The organism is Aquibium carbonis, from assembly GCF_003970795.1.
Lineage (GTDB): Bacteria > Pseudomonadota > Alphaproteobacteria > Rhizobiales > Rhizobiaceae > Aquibium > Aquibium carbonis.
In genome coordinates this window covers 179,920-201,701 of the sequence record NZ_RWKW01000035.1, presented here as the reverse complement: position 1 = coordinate 201,701, position 21,782 = coordinate 179,920, and the positions used below count along the sequence as shown (strand labels likewise).

22 protein-coding genes are annotated in these 21,782 nt (G+C 66.8%); 4 read left to right on the top strand and 18 right to left on the bottom strand.

Annotated features, from left to right (window positions below; all coding sequences use genetic code 11):
* Positions 1 to 228 precede the first annotated feature (228 nt).
* On the top strand, positions 229 to 1,182 hold the full coding sequence (locus tag EJC49_RS11075; protein WP_126699984.1) for an aldo/keto reductase: 954 nt from the start codon (positions 229 to 231) through the stop codon (positions 1,180 to 1,182).
* A gap of 26 nt (positions 1,183 to 1,208) precedes the next feature.
* Here the strand turns inward: EJC49_RS11075 and EJC49_RS11070 are convergent, their stop codons facing one another.
* Positions 1,209 to 1,778 carry a hypothetical protein gene (locus EJC49_RS11070; RefSeq protein WP_245453358.1) on the bottom strand — a complete coding sequence of 190 codons (570 nt, stop codon included), beginning with the start codon at positions 1,776 to 1,778 and terminating at the stop codon, positions 1,209 to 1,211.
* A 160-nt stretch (positions 1,779 to 1,938) separates the two neighbouring features.
* On the opposite strand from EJC49_RS11070, the gene trmFO reads away from it, so the two are divergent.
* Positions 1,939 to 3,360, top strand: a complete 1,422-nt coding sequence (trmFO, locus tag EJC49_RS11065) for a methylenetetrahydrofolate--tRNA-(uracil(54)-C(5))-methyltransferase (FADH(2)-oxidizing) TrmFO (protein ID WP_126699983.1) — start codon at positions 1,939 to 1,941, stop codon at positions 3,358 to 3,360.
* Positions 3,361 to 3,364: 4 nt separating this feature from the next.
* Here trmFO and EJC49_RS11060 read toward each other — a convergent pair whose 3' ends face one another.
* Complete coding sequence (locus tag EJC49_RS11060; RefSeq protein WP_126699982.1) at positions 3,365 to 4,807, bottom strand: HD-GYP domain-containing protein; 1,443 nt, start codon at positions 4,805 to 4,807, stop codon at positions 3,365 to 3,367.
* Between the two features lie 98 nt (positions 4,808 to 4,905).
* Between EJC49_RS11060 and EJC49_RS11055 the strand changes: the two genes are divergently transcribed.
* Positions 4,906 to 5,739 (top strand): crotonase/enoyl-CoA hydratase family protein, encoded by an 834-nt coding sequence (locus EJC49_RS11055; RefSeq protein WP_210211787.1) that lies wholly within the window; start codon positions 4,906 to 4,908, stop codon positions 5,737 to 5,739.
* Between the two features lie 9 nt (positions 5,740 to 5,748).
* Here the strand turns inward: EJC49_RS11055 and EJC49_RS11050 are convergent, their stop codons facing one another.
* From EJC49_RS11050 to yajC, 6 genes are all read right to left on the bottom strand, one after another.
* A complete protein-coding gene (locus tag EJC49_RS11050) occupies positions 5,749 to 6,720 on the bottom strand; it encodes a sterol desaturase family protein (RefSeq protein ID WP_170314679.1) in 972 nt (323 codons plus the stop codon).
* The gene (locus EJC49_RS11045; RefSeq protein ID WP_126699980.1) at positions 6,720 to 7,151 is read right to left on the bottom strand and encodes a hypothetical protein; all 432 of its coding nucleotides are present in this window, start codon (positions 7,149 to 7,151) and stop codon (positions 6,720 to 6,722) included. Before EJC49_RS11045 ends, EJC49_RS11050 begins: the two co-directional genes overlap by 1 nt.
* Positions 7,152 to 7,271: 120 nt before the next feature.
* Positions 7,272 to 8,096 carry a phytoene/squalene synthase family protein gene (locus EJC49_RS11040; protein WP_126699979.1) on the bottom strand — a complete coding sequence of 275 codons (825 nt, stop codon included), beginning with the start codon at positions 8,094 to 8,096 and terminating at the stop codon, positions 7,272 to 7,274.
* 1 nt (position 8,097) lies between these two features.
* Positions 8,098 to 8,475, bottom strand: coding sequence for an Mth938-like domain-containing protein (locus tag EJC49_RS11035; RefSeq protein WP_126699978.1), 378 nt, complete (start codon positions 8,473 to 8,475; stop codon positions 8,098 to 8,100).
* Positions 8,476 to 8,494: 19 nt separating this feature from the next.
* On the bottom strand, positions 8,495 to 11,056 hold the full coding sequence (secDF, locus tag EJC49_RS11030; RefSeq protein ID WP_126699977.1) for a protein translocase subunit SecDF: 2,562 nt from the start codon (positions 11,054 to 11,056) through the stop codon (positions 8,495 to 8,497).
* 48 nt (positions 11,057 to 11,104) lie between these two features.
* Positions 11,105 to 11,443, bottom strand: a complete 339-nt coding sequence (gene yajC, locus EJC49_RS11025) for a preprotein translocase subunit YajC (RefSeq protein ID WP_126699976.1) — start codon at positions 11,441 to 11,443, stop codon at positions 11,105 to 11,107.
* 173 nt (positions 11,444 to 11,616) lie between these two features.
* On the opposite strand from yajC, the gene EJC49_RS11020 reads away from it, so the two are divergent.
* Positions 11,617 to 12,486, top strand: coding sequence for an ATP-binding protein (locus tag EJC49_RS11020; RefSeq protein ID WP_126699975.1), 870 nt, complete (start codon positions 11,617 to 11,619; stop codon positions 12,484 to 12,486).
* A 39-nt stretch (positions 12,487 to 12,525) separates the two neighbouring features.
* Here the strand turns inward: EJC49_RS11020 and EJC49_RS11015 are convergent, their stop codons facing one another.
* The 10 genes from EJC49_RS11015 to EJC49_RS10965 all read right to left on the bottom strand — a co-directional run bounded on the left by EJC49_RS11015 (position 12,526) and on the right by EJC49_RS10965 (position 21,765).
* Entirely contained in the window at positions 12,526 to 14,085 is a 1,560-nt protein-coding gene (locus tag EJC49_RS11015; RefSeq protein ID WP_342635352.1) for a peptidoglycan DD-metalloendopeptidase family protein, read from the bottom strand.
* A gap of 109 nt (positions 14,086 to 14,194) precedes the next feature.
* Complete coding sequence (locus EJC49_RS11010; protein ID WP_126699973.1) at positions 14,195 to 14,848, bottom strand: protein-L-isoaspartate(D-aspartate) O-methyltransferase; 654 nt, start codon at positions 14,846 to 14,848, stop codon at positions 14,195 to 14,197.
* Complete coding sequence (gene surE / locus EJC49_RS11005; RefSeq protein WP_126699972.1) at positions 14,845 to 15,603, bottom strand: 5'/3'-nucleotidase SurE; 759 nt, start codon at positions 15,601 to 15,603, stop codon at positions 14,845 to 14,847. Before surE ends, EJC49_RS11010 begins: the two co-directional genes overlap by 4 nt.
* Positions 15,604 to 15,778: 175 nt before the next feature.
* Positions 15,779 to 17,095, bottom strand: a complete 1,317-nt coding sequence (serS, locus tag EJC49_RS10995) for a serine--tRNA ligase (RefSeq protein ID WP_126699970.1) — start codon at positions 17,093 to 17,095, stop codon at positions 15,779 to 15,781.
* A 152-nt stretch (positions 17,096 to 17,247) separates the two neighbouring features.
* Complete coding sequence (gene tatC, locus EJC49_RS10990; protein ID WP_126699969.1) at positions 17,248 to 18,096, bottom strand: twin-arginine translocase subunit TatC; 849 nt, start codon at positions 18,094 to 18,096, stop codon at positions 17,248 to 17,250.
* Positions 18,093 to 18,734: a Sec-independent protein translocase protein TatB gene (gene tatB, locus EJC49_RS10985; RefSeq protein WP_126699968.1), complete on the bottom strand. Its 642-nt coding sequence runs from the start codon at positions 18,732 to 18,734 to the stop codon at positions 18,093 to 18,095. The genes tatC and tatB overlap by 4 nt, the downstream gene beginning before the upstream one ends.
* A 44-nt stretch (positions 18,735 to 18,778) precedes the next feature.
* Complete coding sequence (locus EJC49_RS10980) at positions 18,779 to 19,000, bottom strand: twin-arginine translocase TatA/TatE family subunit (protein ID WP_126699967.1); 222 nt, start codon at positions 18,998 to 19,000, stop codon at positions 18,779 to 18,781.
* A gap of 34 nt (positions 19,001 to 19,034) precedes the next feature.
* The gene (locus EJC49_RS10975; protein WP_245453357.1) at positions 19,035 to 20,123 is read right to left on the bottom strand and encodes an ABC transporter ATP-binding protein; all 1,089 of its coding nucleotides are present in this window, start codon (positions 20,121 to 20,123) and stop codon (positions 19,035 to 19,037) included.
* 114 nt (positions 20,124 to 20,237) lie between these two features.
* Entirely contained in the window at positions 20,238 to 20,954 is a 717-nt protein-coding gene (scpB, locus tag EJC49_RS10970; protein WP_245453363.1) for an SMC-Scp complex subunit ScpB, read from the bottom strand.
* 16 nt (positions 20,955 to 20,970) lie between these two features.
* Positions 20,971 to 21,765, bottom strand: coding sequence for a segregation and condensation protein A (locus EJC49_RS10965; RefSeq protein WP_126699991.1), 795 nt, complete (start codon positions 21,763 to 21,765; stop codon positions 20,971 to 20,973).
* Between the last annotated feature and the right edge of the window lie 17 nt (positions 21,766 to 21,782).

Sequence of the window (21,782 nt, the reverse complement as noted above, 5' to 3'; positions counted from 1 at the left end):
CCGTCGGGATCCACCTCCTCCCGGTGAACGACGGATCGGCCGGTACCGACCTCCTCCCCGGTGCCCGCCACTCAAACGACACCCGCCGCACCTCCTCCCGCGGCGGGTGTTGTTTCTTCAGGGGGAATTCCTGGCACAAGCGGTTTCGCGTCGCGGCGGGTTTCACCGCCGCCTGCACGCGTTATATCTGGCCACCCTCACTCGTCAGAACCCAGCGCGGAGTTTCCCATGCAGATGCGCCCTCTCGGCCGGACCGGCCTTTCAATCGCGCCCCTGGTCTTCGGCGGCAACGTGTTCGGATGGACCGCCGACAAGGCGACCTCCTTCGATCTGCTCGACCGCTTCGTGGATGCGGGCTTCAACGCCATCGATACCGCCGACGTCTACTCGCGCTGGGCGCCGGGTCATGTGGGCGGCGAATCGGAAACCGTCATCGGCGAATGGATGAAGACGCGCAACACACGCGACCGGGTCGTCGTCATCACCAAGGTCGGTTCCGACATGGGCTCCGGCAAACGAGACCTTTCGAAGCCCTATATCCTGAAGGCGGTCGAGGATTCGCTTCGGCGTCTGCAGACCGACGTCATCGACCTCTATCTCTCGCACTGGCCCGATACCGAAACGCCCTACGAAGAGACGCTGTCGGCCTATGACGACCTGCTGAAGGCCGGCAAGGTTCGTTCCGTCGGCTGCTCCAACCTCGACGCCGCGCAGCTTCGATCCGCGCTCGACGTGGCCAGGGACAAGGGCCTGCCACGCTACGAGGTGCTGCAACCCGAACTCAATCTCTACGACCGCTCGTCCTTCGACGGCCCGCTGAGCGAGTTGACGACCGCCGAAGGCCTCGGCGTCATCACCTATTTCAGCCTCGCCAAGGGCTTTCTGTCGGGGAAGTACCGCAGCGAAGCCGACCTCGGCCAAAGCCCGCGCGGCGGCGGCATCGGCGGCTACCTCAATCCCCGCGGCTACGCGATCCTCGCCGCGCTCGACGCGCTCGGTGCCAAGCACGAGGCAAAGCCAGCCGAGATCGCTCTCGCATGGATCATGGCGCGTCCGGACGTCACCGCGCCGATCGCCAGCGCAACGACGCTCGAACAGTTGAACAGCCTCTTGAAGGCGGCCGATCTCGTTCTCGATGCCGACGACATGGCGACGCTCGAACAGGCCAGCGCGCCGGCCTGAGCCGGTGCTGCGTGGCGGGCGCCCGCTCAGCGCTCGCCGAAGCGGCCGTTCGCCACCCACCGGTCGAAGGGGATGATGTCAGGCGGGCCGCCAGCCGGCTCATACCAGCTGTCGATCGCCCACCTCGTCCCTGACGCCGTTTCCCGCAGCACGGCGGTGGAGTGCGGATAGCGCCCATCGACGAAAAGGCCGCGCGAACGGTTGGCCTCGACGGCATGGTGTTTCAGCAGTCCACGCTTCTCGAGGTAGAGCAATAGCGAACGCGTGTTGGTGGATTCATCGATGCAGTCCATCTGCCCCTTCACCCGAGACTGGGTGTAGTCCGACTTCGGCAGGTCGCGAACACCGATGACGCTCGCTGCCCGTTCCTCGGCATATTGCACGGCCTTGCCGACCGCGGACCGCTCCGCCTCGGGTGTCGAGACCTTGGCGAAGTAGGCGGCGAACTGCGCATGATCAGCCGCCCGAAGGTCGACGCGCGTCTTGTAGGAGCAATCGAAGCCGTGGCAGACGAAGAGCCGGCCCTCCTCGGTTTTCGTGATCTCGCCCAGGTAGTTGCTGGACGAGGACGTGCATCCGGCAAGGATGCCGGACATCAGGACGACCGAGACTTTGAACCCCTCACGCATGGGCCGCGAAAATAGACAGCCGGCAGCGACACCGCAACAGAAGCTTTTGCGTCGCCGGAAAGCTCCGCCGCGGTCCTGTTGACCGGATCGATTGCATTCGCGCGGCCGGCGGACTATCTCCTCGCCCATGACAACACCCATTCACGTCATCGGCGGCGGGCTCGCCGGCTCGGAAGCCGCCTGGCAGATCGCATCGGCCGGCGTTCCCGTCATCCTGCACGAGATGCGCGGCGTACGCGGCACCGAGGCGCACAAGACCGACGGGCTGGCCGAGCTCGTCTGCTCGAACTCGTTCCGTTCGGACGACGCGGAAAACAATGCAGTCGGGCTGCTGCATGCCGAGATGCGGCTGGCGGGGTCGCTGATCATGGCTTGCGGCGACGCGCACCAGGTGCCGGCCGGCGGAGCGCTGGCGGTCGACCGCGACGGTTTTTCCGATGCCGTGACGGCAAAGCTCGCCGCGCACCCGCTCGTCACCGTCATCCGCGAGGAAATCACCGGCCTGCCGCCGCGCGAGTGGGACCAGGCCATCATCGCCACGGGACCGCTGACCGCGCCGGCGCTTGCCGAGGCGATCCGCGGCGAAACCGGCGCCGATGCGCTGGCCTTCTTCGACGCCATCGCGCCGATCGTGCATTTCGACACGATCGACATGAACGTCGCCTGGTTCCAGTCGCGCTACGACAAGGTCGGACCGGGCGGCACGGGCAAGGACTACGTCAACTGCCCGATGGACAAGGCGCAGTATGACGCCTTCGTGCAGGCCTTGCTCGACGGCGGCAAGACCGAGTTCAAGCAGTGGGAAGGCACGCCCTATTTCGACGGATGCCTGCCGATCGAGGTGATGGCCGAGCGTGGCCGGGAAACGCTTCGTCACGGCCCGATGAAGCCGATGGGCCTGACCAATGCGCACAACCCGACCGTCAAGGCCTACGCGGTGGTGCAGCTCCGGCAGGACAATGCGCTCGGCACGCTCTACAACATGGTCGGCTTCCAGACCAAGCTGAAGCACGGCGAGCAGACCCGCATCTTCCGCATGATCCCCGGCCTGGAACAGGCCGAGTTCGCGCGGCTCGGCGGACTGCACCGCAACACCTACATCAACTCCCCCACTCTGCTCGACGGATCGCTGCAGCTGAAGTCGCGGCCTGGCCTGCGCTTTGCCGGCCAGATCACGGGCTGCGAGGGTTATGTCGAATCGGCCTCCATCGGGCTGCTCGCCGGCCGTTTCGCCGCCGCAGAGCGGCTCGGCCGGGCACCATCGCTTCCGCCGCTGACGACCGCCTTCGGAGCCCTGCTCAACCACATCACCGGCGGCCACATCGTTTCCGATGACGAGCCGGGCAAGCGCTCCTTCCAGCCGATGAACATCAATTTCGGCCTGTTGCCGCCGCTCGAGCCCGGCACCAACCTGAAGCCGGACGGCTTCGAGGGCCGGTTCCGCGGCAAGGACAAGGCCTCCGCCAAGAAGCGCGCCACGACGGCGCGCGCGCTGGCCGACTGCCGGTCATGGCTCGGCGTCGATCGCGACGTTCAGGCGGCGGAGTAGCCCGCTAAGCCCATTGCAGCATCGGCGCGTCCGGTTCGTCCGATGGCACGAGCCGGGCAACGGCACGTTTGAGCGCCGCGACACAATCGGCATCGAAAGCCGTCCCCGTGTCCTTGTCCAGGATCGCGAAGGCGTCCTCGACCTTCATCGCCTTGCGATAGGGCCGATCGGCCGTCAGCGCGTCGAAGACGTCGGCCACCGACAGCATTCGCACTTCCGGCGCGAGCTCGTCGCCCGTCAGCCCGAGCGGATACCCCTTGCCGTCCAGTCGCTCGTGATGGGCGCCGGCGATGTCGGCGAGGTCGCGGAAGATCGCCACCTTGCGCAAGATGTCGGCGCTGTGGGCCGGATGGCTGCGGATGGATGCCCATTCGGCCTCGACAGGCTTGCCGGGCTTGTCGAGGATCTGGTTCGAGACGGCGAGCTTGCCGATGTCGTGCAGCAGGGCCGCCCGGCGCAGCCAGCGCCGGTGTGTCGGCTCTAGCCCCATCTCTTCCGCAATCATGTCGGTGAACAGTGTGACGCGGCGGCTGTGGCCGGCCGTGAAAGGGCTCTTGGCGTCGATGACGTCGGCGAAGGCGGCCGCGATGTCGTCGACATAGTCATCGGTCACGACCGTGCTCGACTGCGCCGGCGGGAGCGCGAAGAGGCGGCTGTCGAGATCATCCGCCTCGATCGCCTCCCAGAAGCCAGGCTGGCGCTCGGCGGCCAGGAAGGCGTCGACCACGGCCGGATCGAACCAGGTGCCTCGGCGCGCCGCAACCTCGGCGCGTGCGGCGTGGCGGCCTCCCTCGGCATGAAAAATGTCCGCCACCTGCGCCGCAAGCGCGATCCGGGCGGCGAGCGGTATCTCGCCCGTCTTGCGCCCTTCCGGCTTGCCCGATCCGTCCCAATGCTCGTCCAGCCAGCGGATGCCCTCCTGCACCGGCTCGGAGAACCGCATCTTGGCGGCGATGTCGGCGCCTCGATGACAGCGCGTCTCGATCATCTCGCGGGCGATCTGGCCGCCGTTGCGCAGGATGTTGAGGATCGCGCGAACGCGTTCTGCGAAGCCCGATTCCAGCCCGGTCTTGTCGAAGACGAAGCGCAGCGCGGCGGCCAGGCTGCCGTCGATGGTCTTGAAGTCACGTTTGAAGGTGATGTCGTCGGCCAGATAGAGTTCGCAGATGCGCGCAGCATTGCTGGAGCAGCCGAGATCCTTGAGCAGCACGGTGAAGTAGATGTTGGACAGCGCCTCGCCTTCGATGCCCATCTGCATGGCGATCTTCGTGCCGATCCAGCAGGCGCGCTGGCAATGGCCGGGCGGCTGTCCCTCGGTGAGGTCGAGCGCATGGCTGAGCGTGCCGAGCAGTTCTGCCAGGCGAAACGCGCCATCCCCCGGTGAAGGCGCTAGCGCCCAAACATCGGTCGTCCGGAAGGCAGATGAGGGGGCGGGAGACGATGACATGTGGTGACGCTAGCATTTGCCCGTTAACGGCCGGAAAACACGGTCGCTTGCGCTCGCGGTCTGCATCGCGGACAAATCGCCGAAAGGGAGGCAACCCGATGTCCATGACCACACCGAGCTTCTTTCGCTTCGAGCGCGATGGCGCCGTCGTCCATCTGGTGATGAACCGGCCGGAGCGGTCGAACGCCATGTCGGCGGATTTCTGGACCGAGCTGCCGCGACTGATGGCCGAACTCGGCCGCGATCCGTCCGTACGTTGCGCCATCATCTCCGGCGAAGGCCGCAACTTCACCGGCGGCATGGACCTCTCGGCCTTCGCCGACATCGCGAAACTGTTCGACAGCGAGCCCGGCCGCGCCGCCTATGCGATGCGCGAGGTGATCCTTGATCTCCAAAATGCCTTCAACGCCATCGAGCGTGTCCCCTTCCCGGTCATCGCCGCGATCCACGGCGCCTGCATCGGCGCGGGCGTCGACCTCATCACCGCCTGCGACATGCGCATCGCCTCGGCCGACGCCTATTTCGCCGTCGAGGAGATCCACATCGGCATGGCGGCGGACGTCGGCACGCTGCAACGGCTACCGAAGCTCATCGCGCCCGCTGTCGCCGCCGAGCTGGCCTATACGGGCCGGCGCGCGAGTGCCGAGGAGGCGAAGGGGTTCGGCCTCGTCTCGGCCGTCCATGCCGATCGCGACGCCGTGAGCGTCGCCGCCTTCGAACTGGCCCGCGCGGTGGCGGAAAAGTCGCCGCTCGCCATCGCCGGCATCAAACGCAACCTCGCCTATGCCCGCGACCATTCGGTGGCCGATGGGCTCGACTACATCGCCACCTGGAACGGCGGCATGCTCAGGGCCGGCGACCTGATGGCGGCGGTGCAGGCGAAGATGGCCAAGCAGGCGGCGGCGTTTCCGGATCTGTTGAGGAGCACCTGAGGCGCGCCTCTACTCCGCCGCCTCCACCGCTCCTTCGCCAGACGTGCCGCCCCTCCCCGGCAGCCCGGGCTTCCCCGCCTCGCCCGGGTTGCGCATGACGTAGTCGGCCTTGAGGCTCTGCGACGTTTCGCGCGAGCCGTCGTGGCTCCAGCCGGGGGGCGCGAAGAGATAGCCGAGGCGCTGGCGGGTGGTCAGGCCGGGCGCCGTCGCGTCCCTCAGCATGCCGATCCATTCGTGGAACGCGACCTTGACCGGATTGAAGGTGCCGAGGTTCTTCACGATCCCGTAACGGGGCCGGTCGTCGTCGAGTTCGGGCACGAAGGTGCCGAACAGCCTGTCCCAGACGATCAGCGTGCCGGCATAGTTGGCGTCGAGATAGCGCGGGTTGGTGGCATGGTGGACGCGGTGGTGCGAAGGCGTGTTGAACACCGCCTCGAACCAGGCCGGCAACCGCCCGATCGCCTCGGTGTGGATCCAGAACTGCCAGACGAGGTTGAAGCCGAAGACGAAGGCGATGACGGCCGGATGGAAGCCGAGGAGCACGATCGGCGCCTGCAGCACGAACATCCCGGTGAAAGTGCCGGTCCACGACTGCCTGAGCGCGGTCGACAGATTGTAGTGCTGGCTGGAATGGTGGTTGACGTGCTCGGCCCAGACCCACCGCACCCGGTGCGCGATGCGATGATACCAGTAGTAGCGCAGGTCATCGATCAGGAAGGCCGCCAGGAACACCCACCAGGAGAGGCCGAGGTCGAACAGCCGGAACTGCCAGAGCCAGGTGAGCGCCTGGTAGGCGACGAAGCCAAGCAGGATTCCGGCCACGACGTTGCCGGTGCCCATCAGGAGGCTGGTCAGCGTGTCGCGGGTCTCGAAATCGCCCCTGGCCCGGCCGGTGCGCACCAGCCAGAGTTCGATCAGGATGGCGGCAACGAAGAAGGGAATGGCGAGCTCGGTGACCTTGGGAAAGTCGTATCCATCCATCACGCGGATCTCCCCTGCGCCGCAACGGCCGGCGCGAGCCGCTCCGCAAGCCGGCCGGCCTCCTCGGGCGAGTCGAATTCATACCGCCCGCCCCGCCAGGTGAAGTCGAGGGAAGCGATGGCGAGTTCGCCGGGCGACGGGCGATCTATGCGCTTCACGTCGGCAGCCGTCACGACGCGGGTCAGGAACCGACTGCCGAAGGACTGCACGATTCCCGTCCGGTCGCCGTCGAGCTTCAGGAACGCGGCGTCGCGGTTTCGGGTCAGCCATATCGCGGTCGGATGCTCTCCCGGATAGTCCAGCGCGAAACGGTGCCGCGCGGCGGCCTCGTCGGCGAGCACCGCCCTGCGGGTGCCACCCGTCAGGTGCACCGCCAACACGATCGCCGCGATACCCACGACGACCAGGATCACGAGCACAGGCAGGCTCATCGCCGCATCATCCTCCCGCGTGGTGGCCTCTCACTCCATGCTCGGAGAATCTAGCACCTTGTTGACGTTTACGTCAAAGATGACGTGTCGGTCGGGCGCGGGGCCAACCGCCCCCGTCGGCTACCAGCCCCGGGTCGCCCTGCGGAAGGCAATCCAGTGCCTGCGCAGCGCCGGGAGCGGCCGTCCGCCGCCCCTTGGTGCAGCCTCGAGACGCTCCAGATGCGCGCCGGCAAAAGCCGCCGGCAAGAAGGCCGGGCGCAGGCTGGCCGGCAGTCGTTTCGCCCCGCGCTCGAACGCAACGACATGTTCGCGCCCAAGCGCGGCCATCGCGGCCACCGCACGCTCGGAGCCCTCCCCGCCCGCGATGAACGTTTCGCGATCGACACCCGCCGCTGCGAGGATGTCGGCCGGCACGTAGCACTGGCCCCGCGACCGATGGATGGGCAGGAGCCGCAAGGCCCCGGCGATGGCCTGCGCGCAGCCAGCATGGCCCGCCAGCGCCGCATGCGCCATCGCTGCCTCACGATCGAGAATCAGGGCTGCGAACTGGATCAGTGCCCCGGCCGTCTCGCCGCAATAGCCTTCAAGCGTCGTGCGATCGGGCATCGGATCGTCGTAGAGATCGAAGATCCTCGCCTCCAGCATGTTGTCGAAGGCAGCAATCGGCAGGTCGTGGGCGGCAATCGCGGCGCGCAAGGCATCCGCGACCGGATTCCCTGTCATGGCGCCCTCGGGCGCGGCGATGGCGTCGCGCCACCATTGCAGGCGGATCTCGCCGGGCAGCGGCTCGCGCACCGCGTCGCGGACGCGGGCGACCTCGATGTTGAAGGCATAGAGCGCCAACAGCGCCGGCCGTCGATCCTCCGGCGCATAGAGCACCGACAGATAACGCTCGGGATCGCCCGTGCGGACGATCTGCGTCAGGTGATCGGCGGCTTTGGCCATGTCAGTCGACGGCGATCAGCGCGGCGGCGACCGCCCGATCCTCGGCCAGAAGCACGTTGTAGGTGCGCACGGCCGAACCGGTGGACATGGGATCGCACGAGATGCCCGCGGCGCGGAATGCCTCGCGCAAGGGCTCCGGGATGCGCCGCAATTCCCGGCCCATCCCGACGATCAGAATCTCGATGCCATCGGCTTCGGTCAGCAACCGTTCGAAATCGCGGACCGTAAGGCGCTCCGGGTCCGCCGGTTCCCAGCCGTGGATCCCCGAGGGCAGGCACATCAGCGAACCCCGATGCGACATGTCGGCGAAGCGAAAGCCGCCATTGCCGTAGGCGTCGAGCGGCGCCCGACCGGGGAAATGCGCCTCCCGGATGATCATGCCGGTCGATCCGCCATGATCAGGCCTTGGAGGCCTCGGCCGGGAGAGCCTCCGTCTTCGCGCCGGCGCTCTCCGGCGAGAGCGCACCCGGCCGCAGCTTGAACAGGATCAGCAGCGGCGCGGCGATGAAGATCGACGAGTAGGTGCCGAAGAGAACGCCGAACAGCATGGCCGCCGTGAAGGACCGGATGACCTCGCCACCGAACAGGAACAGTGCAAACAGCGCCATCAGCGTCGTCACCGAGGTCATGGTCGTGCGCGACAGCGTTTCGTTGATGGCGATGTTCAGGACCTGCGGCAACGGCATCTTCTTGTATCGTCGCAACTCCTCGCGAACACGGTCGTAGACCACCACGGTGTCGTTCAGCGAATAGCCGACGATGGTCAGGATCGCCGCGATCGATGACTGGTTGAACTCGATCCCCGACAACACGAAGAACCCGACCGTGATCACCACGTCGTGGATCGTGGCGAGGATTGCGCCGACGGCGAACTGCCATTCGAACCGGAACCACACATAGACCATGATCAGCATCAGCGCGACGATGACGCCGATCGTGCCCTGCGTGGCAAGTTCGCTGGACACCGTCGGGCCGACCGTTTCGACGCGGCGGATGTCGAAATCCTCTTCCAGTTCGCCGCGCACCAGCGCGACCGCGCTTTGGGTCGCGTTGTCGCCGCCGTCCTGAGCCTGCACGCGGATCAGAACGTCCGTGTCGGCGCCGAACTGCTGCACCTGGATCTCGCCGAGGTTGAGGCCCGACAAGCGACTGCGAATATCGGCGGTATCGGCGGGCCCGCTGCGCGACTGTACCTCGATGAGCGATCCGCCCTTGAAGTCGATGCCGTAGTTCATGCCGACCGTCATGAAGAGCACGAGCGCGCCCACCGACAGGATGGAGGACAGGCCGAAGGTCCAGCGGCGCACGCCCATGAAGGGAATGCTGGTCCGCTCCGGCACCAGACGCACCGGCGCGCGCGGCAGTTCCTTCGGCTTGGCGCGCCGCACCCAGGTCGCCACCAGCCAGCGGGTCAGCGTGAAGGCGGTGAAGACGGTGGTGACGATGCCGATGGCCAGCGTGACGGCAAAGCCCTTCACCGGGCCGGTGCCGAGGTAGAACAGCACCACGGCCGCGATCAGCGTGGTGACGTTGGCGTCGACGATGGTCGCCATGGCACGGCTGAAGCCGGTGTCGATCGCCTGGATCAGCGACCGTCCGTTTCGCCGTTCTTCGCGTATTCGTTCGTAGATGAGGACGTTCGAATCGACCGCCATGCCGACGGTGAGCACGATGCCGGCGATGCCCGGCAGTGTCAGTGTCGCTCCCAGCAGCGACAACAGCGCCACGATCATCGCGACGTTGGCGATCAGCGCGACGTTGGCAATCAGCCCGAGCAGCCCGTAGGCCGCGACCATGAAGACTAGCACGAGAATGGCACCGATGATGCCGGCGAGCTTGCCCGCATCGATGGAATCCTGCCCCAGGCCCGGCCCGACCGTCCGCTCCTCGATGATGTTCAGCGTCGCGGGCAAGGCGCCGGCGCGCAGAAGCACGGCGAGATCATTGGCGCCCTGGACGTCGAAGCTTCCCGAAATCTGGCCGGTCCCGCCCAGGATCGGCTCGCGAATCTGCGGCGCCGAAATCACCTGATTGTCGAGGATGATGGCGAATAGGCGTCCGACGTTCTGCTGCGTGGCCTGGCCGAACCGGGTCGCACCCTGGGTGTCGAAACGGAAGGAGACGACGGGTTCATTCGTCCGCTGGTCGAAGCTGGCCTGAGCGTCGACGAGATTTTCGCCAGCGACGATGACCCGGTTCTCGATCAGATAGGGAACAGGCGGGTCGTCGGTCGAGAACATGACGGTCGAGCCGGCCGGCGGACGGCCTTCGATCGCCTCCTGCACCGGCATGGTGCTGTCGACCATCTGGAACGTCAGCTTCGCGGTCTGGCCGAGAATGTCCTTGAGGCGCTGCGGATCGTCCAGGCCCGGAACCTGCACGAGAATCCGGTCGTCGCCCTGGCGCTGGATCACCGGCTCCGTGGTGCCGAGTTCGTTGACGCGACGCCCGACCACCTCGATCGACTGCGACAACGCCGAAGACAATCGGTAGGCGATGCCCGATTCGGTCAGGCTGTAGCGCAGGAGTCCGGGTTCGGGCTCGGACATGGAAAGCTCCACGACCGACCCGCCGGCGAAGAGACCGGCCGAAATCGGTTCGGTCAGGCCCGCCAGCGCCTGCTTGGCTCTCTCGACGTCGCCGGCCTCGCGAACCCGGACCTGGACCGTGCGACCGGTGCCCGAAAGGCCCGTGTAGCCGATCCGCGCATCGCGCAGGAGAAGCCGGATGTCGTCGCGCGTCTTCTCCAGCCGCTCGTCGATCAGGTTCTGCTGGTCGATCTGCAGGAGGATGTGCGACCCGCCCTGGAGATCGAGCCCGAGCGTCATCTGCCGCTTGGGAAGCCAGTCGGGCAGCCCCGCCAGCGTGCCTTGCGACGCCAGATTGGGCGCCGCGAAGACGACGCCGGCCAACACGGCCAACCAGATGAGGGTGGTCTTCCAGCGCGAGAAGTAGAGCATGTCGCTATCCGTCGGGCAGTGATCGTCGACCTTCCGCCCGCAACGTGTTTATTTCTTGGCGTTTTCGTTGGCGACGGGTTCGCCCTTGACCCGCACGTCGGCGATCGTGCCGCGCAGGGCGGTCACCTTCAGGCCGTTGCCGAGGTCGATCTCGAGCTCATTGTCGTTGATGACTTTCGTGACCTTGCCGAGAAGGCCACCACCGGTCACGACCGAATCGCCGCGGCGGACGGCCGCGAGCATTTCCTGGCGCTTCTTCAGCTGCTGGCGCTGCGGCCGGATGATCAGGAAATACATGATGACGAAGATGAGGACGAAGGGCAGAATGCTAATCAGCATGTCGGGTCCGCCCCCGCCCGTTTGCGCATACGCCGGTGTCACGAACATCTAGGTCTCCTGAGAAAATGGGATCAGGGGCCTGTTTCGACCCCCCCGAAGGTGCGCGGAATATAGTCGCTCGCGCCTCCTTTGCAACCGACAAGCCGCGCAAACGCAGTGCTTTTGCATGGCTTCGACGCGTGTTAGAGCCCGAACGAACGAATGGAGGACGCGCAATCACGATGGACAGCCTGGACCGGGAGACCCTGAACGACAAGATCGACCGCCTGATCGCGGCGATCGAGCGCCTCGCGCCGGCTGCGGCGCCCGCCCCGGATCTCGAAGCAGCGGATTGCTTCGTGTGGGACGCAGCCTTGCGCACCCTCCTCCCGGTGGATCGCGTCAATCGGGTGGACATCGGATTGATCAGGGGTGTCGACAGGGTGCGCGACATCCTCGTCGACAACACCGAGCGTTTCGCAGCCGGGCTTCCCGCCAACAACGTTCTGCTGTGGGGCGCACGCGGCATGGGCAAATCGTCGCTGGTCAAGGCAGCGCATGCCTCGGTCAATGTCTCGGCCATGACTCCGCTAAAACTCGTCGAGATCCATCGCGAGGACATCGACAGCCTGCCGGGTCTGCTGGCGATCCTCAAGACGTCGCGGTACCGCTTCGTCCTGTTTTGCGACGACCTGTCCTTCGATCACGACGACACCTCCTACAAGTCCCTGAAAGCGGCGCTTGAAGGTGGCGTGGAGGGCCGGCCAGCCAACGTGATCTTCTATGCGACCTCCAACCGTCGCCACCTCCTGCCGCGCGACATGATCGACAACGAGCGCTCCACCGCCATCAACCCGTCGGAGGCCGTGGAGGAAAAGGTGTCTCTGTCGGACCGCTTCGGCCTGTGGCTCGGATTCCACAAATGCTCGCAGGACGATTATCTGGCGATGGTGGACGGCTATGTCGGCCATTACGGCCTGGCGATCGACGCCGACGACCTGCATGCGCAGGCGCTGGAATGGGCCACCACGCGCGGCGCGCGCTCGGGCCGGGTGGCCTGGCAGTTCGTGCAGGATCTGGCGGGTCGCCTGGGCCAGCGCCTCGACGGCTGACGGACCTAACGGGGCCGCCGGTCCAGCCGGCGGCCTGGCCTATTCGAGGTACTTCACCGGGTCGACCGGCGCGGAGTCCTTGCGCACTTCGAAGTGCAGCTTGGGCGTATCGGCGGAACCACTCATGCCGGACCGCGCGATCTCCTGGCCGCGACGCACCTTGTCGCCGCGCTTGACGGTCAGTTCGGATGCGTGGCCGTAGACGGAGACGAGGCCGTCCTCGTGCCGGACGAGCACCGTGTTGCCGAATTCCTTCAGTCCGTCGCCGGCATAGATGACGACGCCGTTTTCGGCCGCCTTGACCGAGGTACCTTCCGGAACGGCGATGTCGATGCCGTCGTTGACGCGGCCGCCCGACGTGCGGCCATAGCTTTCGATGACGCGGCCGCGAACGGGCCAGCGCATCTTGCCGACGCCCGTGGCCTGGGGGGCGATCGCCGCCGTCTGCGTGACGGCTTCCTTGATGACCTTTTCGTCCTTCGACGGAGGCGTGTAGGCCGTCACCGGGCTAGGCGCCGCCGCCTTTGGCGCGGGCTGGTTCGCCGAGCTGGTCTTGATCGGATCGATCGCCGGCGCTGCCGCGGGCGCGGTGGTCGCGGCCACCGTGGTCGTGCCGCCTCCCCCGGGGATCGTCAGCTTCTGGCCGATGCGCAGGTAGCCGTCGCCAAGTCCGTTGGCAGCCTTCAGTTGGGCCGTCGTCGTGCCGGTCTTCCGGGCAACGGCATTGAGGGTGTCGCCGGACACAACGGTGTAGACATTGCCCGCATTCGACGTCGCGACACGGGGGGTCGACGCCGACGGAGCCTGGAGGGTGTTGGCCGCGGGCGCGTTCGGCCTCGGCGCCTGAGGCAGAGCGGCGACGGCCTGCGACGGCGCGGATGCCGGACGCGGCGCGTTCGGGGCATCGTTCTGGAGCCCGCGCGTGGAGCTGGCGGCAAGGACGCGCGGGTCGTTGTCGGGGGCAGAGACCGGCGCCTGGCGCGAATAGACGTAGGTGGGGATGATCACCTTCTGCCCGGCCGCCAGGTCGTTCGCCGAGGCCATGTCGTTGGCCTTGAGGATCTCCTTGACCGGCACGCCGAAGCGCTTGGACATGTTGTAGAGGGTCTCGCCCTGGCGAACGGACACAACCGTCCCGCCGACCTTCGACCAGCCGTCCTGCGCCGCGGAGGCCGCCGCCGAGACGGGAACGGTGGTGTTGGTGACGGTGCGGTCGACCTGGACGGGTGCGGTGGCTCGCGCCATCTCGACCGGTGCGGGCTGCATCGGCGCCGACTGGCCGGCCGCCATCGGCGGCAGCGAACTCCGCTGGATACCGCCGGACGGCGCGCTGGCCGCGTAGCGCTCGTTGGCATTGCCGTACTGGCCCGACGCCGGTGGCGGCGCGGCGGCGACCCGGTTGTCGCCAGGAAACGGCTGCTGCGCGTTGTTCTTGATGATCGATCGCTGGTTGGCGGTCGAACCCGTCATGAGATCGTCGGTGAAAATCGACTCGTTGAAGCGGGTAACGCCGGAGCTGCACCCCGCCAGAAAGGTCGTGGCCGCCAGTACCGCGGCAAGGCGGTAGAAACCGCGACCGTTCGCCCCCAAAACCCTCATCTGCATCGCCTTTACTCGCGCCTACTCGTTACAGCACGATGCAATTAAAGCGCGTTAATCTTACCGGGCGGTTAAGCGGCGGAGGATTAATGAAAACAGCTTGGCGGGATCAGATTTTCGCCGCGAGGCCGGGCAGGAGCGGCTGCAGGCGCACCTTGCCGATGTCCTGGCGCTCGAACCGGCTGCCCACCTTGGTCAGCCGCGCGACCGCCTGTTCGCCGTCGCCGGGTCCGATCGGCGCGATCATGACGCCGTTGGAGGCCAGCTGGTCGACATAGTTTCGCGGCATGCTCTCGAAAGCGGCCCAGGAGACGATCCGGTCGAACGGTCCCTCGCCCGCCATTCCACCGCTCGCATCAGCCTGGCGCACGATGACGTTGGTGATCGCGAGCGCATCCATGCGATGGCGCGCCTGTTCCACCAGCGTGCGGTAGCGGTCGATGCTGACGACCCGCGCGCAGAGCCTTGCCATCACGGCCGCCGTGAAGCCTGAGCCGGTGCCGATCTCGAGCACGCGGTGCTGGGGGTCGAGTGCCAGCGCGTTGATCACCTGCGCCTGCAGGTCGACGCCCTCGATCACCTCGCCGCAGGCGATCGGCACCATCCGGTCCGACCAGATCGCGTTCTGCCATTGCCCACCGATGAAATTTCGGCGCGGCACCTGCTCGATCGCGCCGACGAGATCCTTGGCGACGATCCCCTTGCCGCGCATGCGCAGCAGGAAAGCCGCAAAGCCTTCGCGTTCGTCGGCGACTGCGTTCATGCGAGCGCGCGCTCCAGCGGATCGCGAAGCTCGTGCGCGGTCAGGTCGAGGTGCATCGGCGTGACCGAAACGTAGTTGTCGCGCAGCGCGGCGAGATCGGTGCCCTCCCGCACCTCGGACGGCTCGCGACCGAAGCGCAGCCAGTAGTAGGGGAAGTTGCGGCCGTCGCGGCGCTCGTCGATCCACAGTCCGTGGACGCGCTTGCCCTGGGTGGTCACCTTCGTGCCCACCACGGCGGCCGGGTCGCAGTTCGGAAAGTTGACGTTGAGGAACGTCCCGGCCGGGAGGCTGGTCTTGATGAGCTTCTGCAGCAATGCCGGGCCGACCGTTTCGCCCACCTCCCACGGCACCAGCCGGCCTTCATCGGTAAAATTGTAGGCCTGGCTCAGCGCGATCGAGCGGATGCCGAGCAGCGTACCTTCCATGGCGCCCGCTACGGTGCCCGAATAGGTCACGTCGTCGGCAACGTTGGTGCCGGAGTTGATGCCCGAGAGGATCAGATCCGGCGGGGAGTCCATGATCTTGCGCACGCCCATGATGACGCAGTCGGTCGGCGTGCCGCGCAGCGCATAGTGCTTGGCGTCGAGCTTGCGCATGCGCAGCGGCTCCGACAGCGACAGCGAATGGGCAAATCCGGACTGATCGGTCTCGGGCGCGACGATCCAGACATCGTCGGAGATCGTGCGCGCCATGCGCTCCAGGACCTGGATGCCCTCGGCATGGACGCCGTCGTCATTGGTGATGAGAATGCGCATGTGGTGTCTTCGATCCCTGTCCTGTTCGAGCTCTGTCACGCCCCCCTCTGGCCTGCCGGCCATCTCCCCCACGGGTGGGGAGATTGGCAGCTTCGGCGCCGCGCCTGATCTCCCCCTCGAGGGGGAGATGGCCGGCAGGCCAGAGGGGGGCGCCGTGGAGCGCTGATGTCGCGTGTCAGCGCGCCCCGATCCGCTCCAGTCCGCCCATGTAGGGGCGCAATGCTTCAGGAATTGTGACCGATCCGTCTTCGTTCTGGTAGTTTTCCATCACCGCGATCAGCGCGCGTCCGACCGCGACGCCCGAGCCGTTCAGCGTGTGGACGAAGCGCGGCTGCACCTTGCCCTGCCCTTCCTCCGCCTTCGGCCGGTAGCGCGCGTCCATGCGGCGCGCCTGGAAATCACCACAGACCGAGCAGGACGAGATCTCGCGATAGGCGTTCTGGCCGGGCAGCCAGACCTCGATGTCGTGCGTCTTCTGCGCGCCGAAGCCCATATCGCCGGTGGAGAGCACCATGGTGCGGAACGGCAGGCCGAGGCGCTTGAGGACTTCCTCCGCACAAGCGGTCATGCGCTCGTGCTCGTCGAGCGAGGTGGCGTCGTCGGTGATCGAGACCAGCTCCACCTTGTAGAACTGGTGCTGGCGCAGCATGCCGCGCGTGTCGCGCCCGGCCGACCCGGCCTCCGAACGGAAGCACGGGGTGAGCGCAGTGTAGCGCAGCGGCAGGTCAGAGACGTCCTGGATCTCCTCGCGGACGAGATTGGTGAGCGGGACTTCCGAGGTGGGGATGAGCCCCAGGCGGCTATCGCCATGCGCGGCGAAAAAAAGGTCTTCCTCGAACTTCGGTAGCTGGTTCGTGCCATAGAGGGCCTCGTCGCGCACCAGCAGCGGCGGCTGCACCTCCGTGTAGCCGTGCTCGGTGGTGTGCAGGTCGAGCATGAACTGGCCGAGCGCGCGTTCGAGGCGCGCGAGCTGGCCTTTCAGCACCGTGAAACGTGCGCCCGAAAGCCTGGCCGCGCGCTCGAAATCCATCAGGCCCATGGCCTCGCCGAGTTCCCAGTGCTCCCTGGCCCAGTTCATCCGGCGCGGCTCGCCGACGCGGCGCAGCTCGACATTGGCATGCTCGTCCTTGCCCACCGGCACGTCGGGCAGAGGGACGTTGGGCAGGACGGCCAGCGCCTGCTTCAGCGCCTCGTCGAGTTCCCGTTCGCGCGTCTCGCCGTTCTGGATGAAATCCTTGATCGTGCCGACCTCGGCCTTCAGTGCCTCCGCGCGCGCCATGTCACCATTGCGCATGGCATTGCCGATCTCCTTGGAGGCGGCGTTGCGGCGCTCCTGGCTCTGCTGCAGCTCGGTCAGATGGCTGCGGCGCGCCTCGTCGCGGGCGATCAGATCGTCGACGGTGGAACGCGCCTCGTCGGCCGACCAGCCGCGCTTGACGAGCGCGTCGGCAAGGGCTTGCGGGTTTTCGCGAATCCAACGGATGTCGAGCATGGCGGACTGTCTTCCCTAGAAACCGGGGCGCGGGTCGCCCCCTCACGGCCTCGTTCAAGGAGGCGCGAGAGGGCGTAAACCGCAATCCGCACGGACGCAAGGGTGAAGCGAAAACCGGGCGGGCCGCGCCCGCCGGCGTCGATCGTCGAGTGCTAGGTCTGCCCCTCGACCGCCGCCTGCGCGGCGGCGTCCGCTTCGGCCTTGGCCCTGGCCGCCTCCGCTTCCGCGCGCTTTTTCTCGATCCGGCGGGCGAGGAAGATCGAAATCTCGTAGAGCAGGATGGTCGGCAGCGCGAGGCCGATCTGGCTCACCGGGTCCGGCGGCGTCAACACGGCCGCGACGACGAAGGCGATGACGATGGCGTATTTGCGCTTGTCGGCGAGCCCGGCCGAGGTGAGCAGCCCGACACGGGCCATCAGCGACGTCACCACCGGCAGCTGGAACACCAGGCCGAAGGAGAAGATCAGCGTCATGATCAGGCCGAGATACTCCGACACGCGCGGCAGGAGCGAAATCTGGATTTCCTCGTCGGGCCCCACCTGCTGCATCGACAGGAAGAACCACATCACCATCGGCGTGAAGAAGAAATAGACCAGCGCGCCGCCGATCAGGAACAGGATCGGCGAGGCGATCAGGAACGGCAGGAAGGCGCCGCGCTCGTTCTTGTAGAGGCCGGGCGCGACGAACTTGTAGAGCTGTGCGGCGATCAGCGGGAACGCGAGGATCAAGCCGCCGAACATGCCGAGCTTGATCTGCGTGAAGAAGAACTCCTGCGGCGCGGTGTAGATGAGGTCGACCTTGGTCGGGTCGAGCCCGGCCCAGCCGGTCGCCCATTGGAATGGGATGACGAGCAGGTTGAACAGCTGCTTGGCGAAGAAAAAGCAGAACAGAAACGCGACGAAGAACCCGCCGATGGCCCACATGAGGCGCTGGCGCAACTCGATCAGGTGCTCCATCAGCGGAGCGGAAGACTTGTCGATATCGTCGTCGTGGATGTTCACGAGGCAGCCCCGGTCGATTTCTTGGCTGCCGGCGCCTTGCGCGGCGCGGGCTTGGCGGCACCCGACGATGCCGGCTTGTCAGCGCCCGTCGTCTTGGCGGGAGACCGCTTGACCGGAGAGGCCCTGGCCGTTGTCGGCTTCGGCGCCGCGGCGACGGGCTCGGACACGATGGCGGGCGCTGTCACCGCAGGGGCCGATGGCGCTTCGGGCTTTGCGGTCTGGGGGGACGACGCAGCCGCGACGGCCGGCTCGCCGGGCATGGCAGTCGGCCCCGCCTTGGCAGGCTCGGCCGGTGTGGCCGGCGCATCCGCCGACGGCACCCTGTTCGGCTGCGGCTTCATCAGTCCGTCAAGCCCGGCCCGCACGTCGGAGGCCGCCTTTTCCATCGGATTGAGCGCCTTGCGGATGTCCGCCGCCGGATTGAGCTTGCGGGCGGCATCGATGGTCGACTTGACGTCGTCGAGTTCCGCTTCCTTCAGTGCATCGTCGAACTGCTTGCGAAAATCACCGGCCATGCGGCGCAGGCTCGACGTGGTCTTGCCGAAGGTGCGCAGCATCCTCGGCAAATCCTTGGGTCCGACGACCACGATCAGGACGACCGCGATCACCATCATCTCCGGCCAACCGATGTCGAACATGTCTTACGCTTCCGGTTGAGCGGCCCGAACCAAACGCGCCCGGATCAGGACTTGGGCGCCGATTCCTTCGCCGCCTTGACGGCTTCGTCGTTGCGGTGCTCGACAGTGCGCTTCATCTCGGCCTCGTCCTCGTCGGACATGCCCTTCTTGAAGCTCTTGATGCCCTTGGCCATGTCGCCCATCAATTCGGGGATCTTGCCGCGTCCGAAGAGCAGCAACACGACCACCAGAACGATGAGCCAGTGCCAGATGGAGAAGGAACCCATGATAACCTCTTCCGAACGATGATCGTCCACTCATTTAGGCACTATCGGCCCGTCTTTCAAACACAAGCACATCAGACTTTCGCACCGAGAGCCAGACCGCGCGCGCTCCCGGAGACAAGGCGCCACAGCGAATGCGCGCTCTGACCGGAACCTCGGCGCCGGACACGGCGAGTTCGAGGGCCTCGGAGTCTCCCAGGAAGCGACGGGATATCACCCTGGCTTCCGTACCGCCATCCTTTTCGTGCGCTTCGATGGCCGTCAATCGCACCGCCACGGTCACGTCGTCGCCGGTCGAAAAGCCCGACGCGGCGAACGGACCGAGCGGGGTGTCCACGACGCCATCGCCTGCGGTGGCGTCGAAGAGGTTCAGTTCCGAGAAGAAGCTGGCCACGAAAAGGTTGGCGGGCTGCTGGAACAGGTCCTCGGCCCGCCCGACCTGCACGAGCCTGCCGTCGCGCAGGAGGGCGATGCGGTCGCCCATGCGCATGGCCTCCTCGGCGTCGTGGGTGACGACGATGGCGGTGGCGCGGCTCTGGCGCAGGATCGCCAGCGTCTCGGCGCGGACGCTGTCCTTCAGCCGCGAATCGAGACCGGAAAACGGCTCGTCCAGCAGGAGCACCGCCGGCCGCGGCGCCAGCGCGCGGGCCAGCGCTGCACGCTGCTGTTCGCCGCCCGACAGGATGTGGGGGTAGGATTTCGCGTGATGCTCGAGCCCGACGCGAGCCAGCGCCGCCATCGCCTCGCGCTTCGATTCGGCCGACGACAGGGCCGTCAGCCCGAAGCGGACATTGTCGAGAATGGTGTAATGCGGAAACAGCGCAAAATCCTGGAACACCAGACCGATCGAACGCTTCTCCGGCTGCAGGAAGACGGACGGGCCTGCGATCTCGCGATCGTTGAGCAGCACCCTGCCCCGCGTCTGGCTCTCGATGCCGGCTGCGATCCGGAGCAAGGTCGTCTTGCCCGAGCCGGAGGGGCCAAGCAGGCAGAGCACCTCGCCTGGTTCGGCCGTCAGCGACACGCCGCGCAGTGTTTCGGCCCCGCTTCCGAAGGAATGAAAGATGTTGTCGTAGGCCAGCTTGGCGGCGAAGCTCACGCCCGTCGCAGGTCGGACGCCGCGCACGGCCAAATCCGCCCGTCCCGCGGTCACCCGCGCCGTCTCTGCCCGCCCTGTGCCTGATTGCGTCATCGATGATCGTCGCGGCCCGGCCCGGCGACCTGCCGCCGGGTGCCGTGGTCAACCATCCCCACCGCGGGGTGTCAACAGCCCGAGTTCCTCGAGGTCGATGTCGGTCAGCGGATCCTCGTCATCGGAGAGGTCCTCGGGATCGGCCGGCGGAAGCGGCATGGAGAAGTTCGACGGCATCCGCGACGACAGGAGCCCCGCGCCCTTGAGTTCGTCCATTCCCGGCAGGTCGCGCAGCTCGGAAAGGCCGAAATGATCGAGGAACGCCATGGTGGTGCCGTAGGTGACCGGACGTCCCGGCGTGCGGCGACGTCCGCGCATCCGCACCCAGCCGCTCTCCAGGAGCGTGTCGAGCGTGCCCTTCGACGTCTCGACGCCGCGCACCTCCTCGATCTCGGCGCGGGTTACCGGCTGGTGGTAGGCGATGATCGCCAGAACCTCGAGGGCGGCGCGCGACAGTTTCTTCTGCTGCGGCGCGTCGCGGCTCATCAGGAAGGCGAGATCGCCGGCCGTCCGGAACGCCCAGGCGTCAGCGACGCGAACGAGATTGACGCCGCGCCGTTCGTACTGCCGCTGCATGGCGGCCATCACCGCCGGCACGTCGATCCCGTCGGGCAGGCGCGCGGCAAGCGCCCTCTCCGTCACCGGCTCGGCGGAGGCAAAGACGATCGCTTCGGCCATGCGGATCGCTTCGGCGAAGTGCAGCCGTTCGGCCGGATTGTCGTTGCCGGCAGGCACCGTAAAAAAGTCGTCCTCCTCGATGGGCATGGCGGCCTTGCTTACGTCAGGCATGGGTCACCTCCGGCGCGGCGGCCGTGCGCGCGCGCAGGTAGATCGGCGCGAAAGCCTCTTCCTGGCGGATGTCGAGCGTGCCCTCCCGCACCAGTTCCAGCGATGCCGCGAAGGAACTGGCGATGGCGGTCGCACGCTCCTGCGGCGTCGTCAGGTAGTCGACCAGGAAGCGGTCGAGGCTCGTCCAGTCGCGCATGCGGCCCACGAGCCGCGTCAAAAGCTCGCGCGCGTCCTGCAACGACCAAACCGTGCGCCTGGCGATCCGCACGTTCGTGATGGCCTGGCGCTGGCGCTGGATCGCGTAGGCGGTCAGGAGATCGTAGAGCGAGGCCTGGTAGGTGGTCTGCTTTTCCAGCACCACGATCTCGGGCATTCCACGCGCCATCACGTCGCGTCCGAGCCGGTTGCGGTTCACCAGCCGTCCGGCCGCGTCGCGCATCGCTTCCAGCCGCTTGAGCCGAAACTGCAGCGCGGCGGCCAGTTCCTCACCGCTCTCGCCATCCTCGCCCGGGATCTTGGGAAGGAGGAGCTTCGATTTCAGGAAGGCGAGCCAGGCCGCCATCACCAGGTAGTCCGCCGCAAGCTCGAGCCTGAGCTTGCGAGCCCGATCGACGAAGACGAGATACTGCTCGGCCAGTGCCAGGATCGAGATGCGGGCGAGATCGACCTTCTGGTTGCGCGCCAGATGCAGCAGCAGGTCGAGCGGTCCCTCGAAGCCGTCGACGTCGACGACCAGGGCTTCGGCCGGATCGCGCGCCTCCTCCTCGGGCGCCCACAGGCGCTCCATCGGAGTCGGTCTGCCCT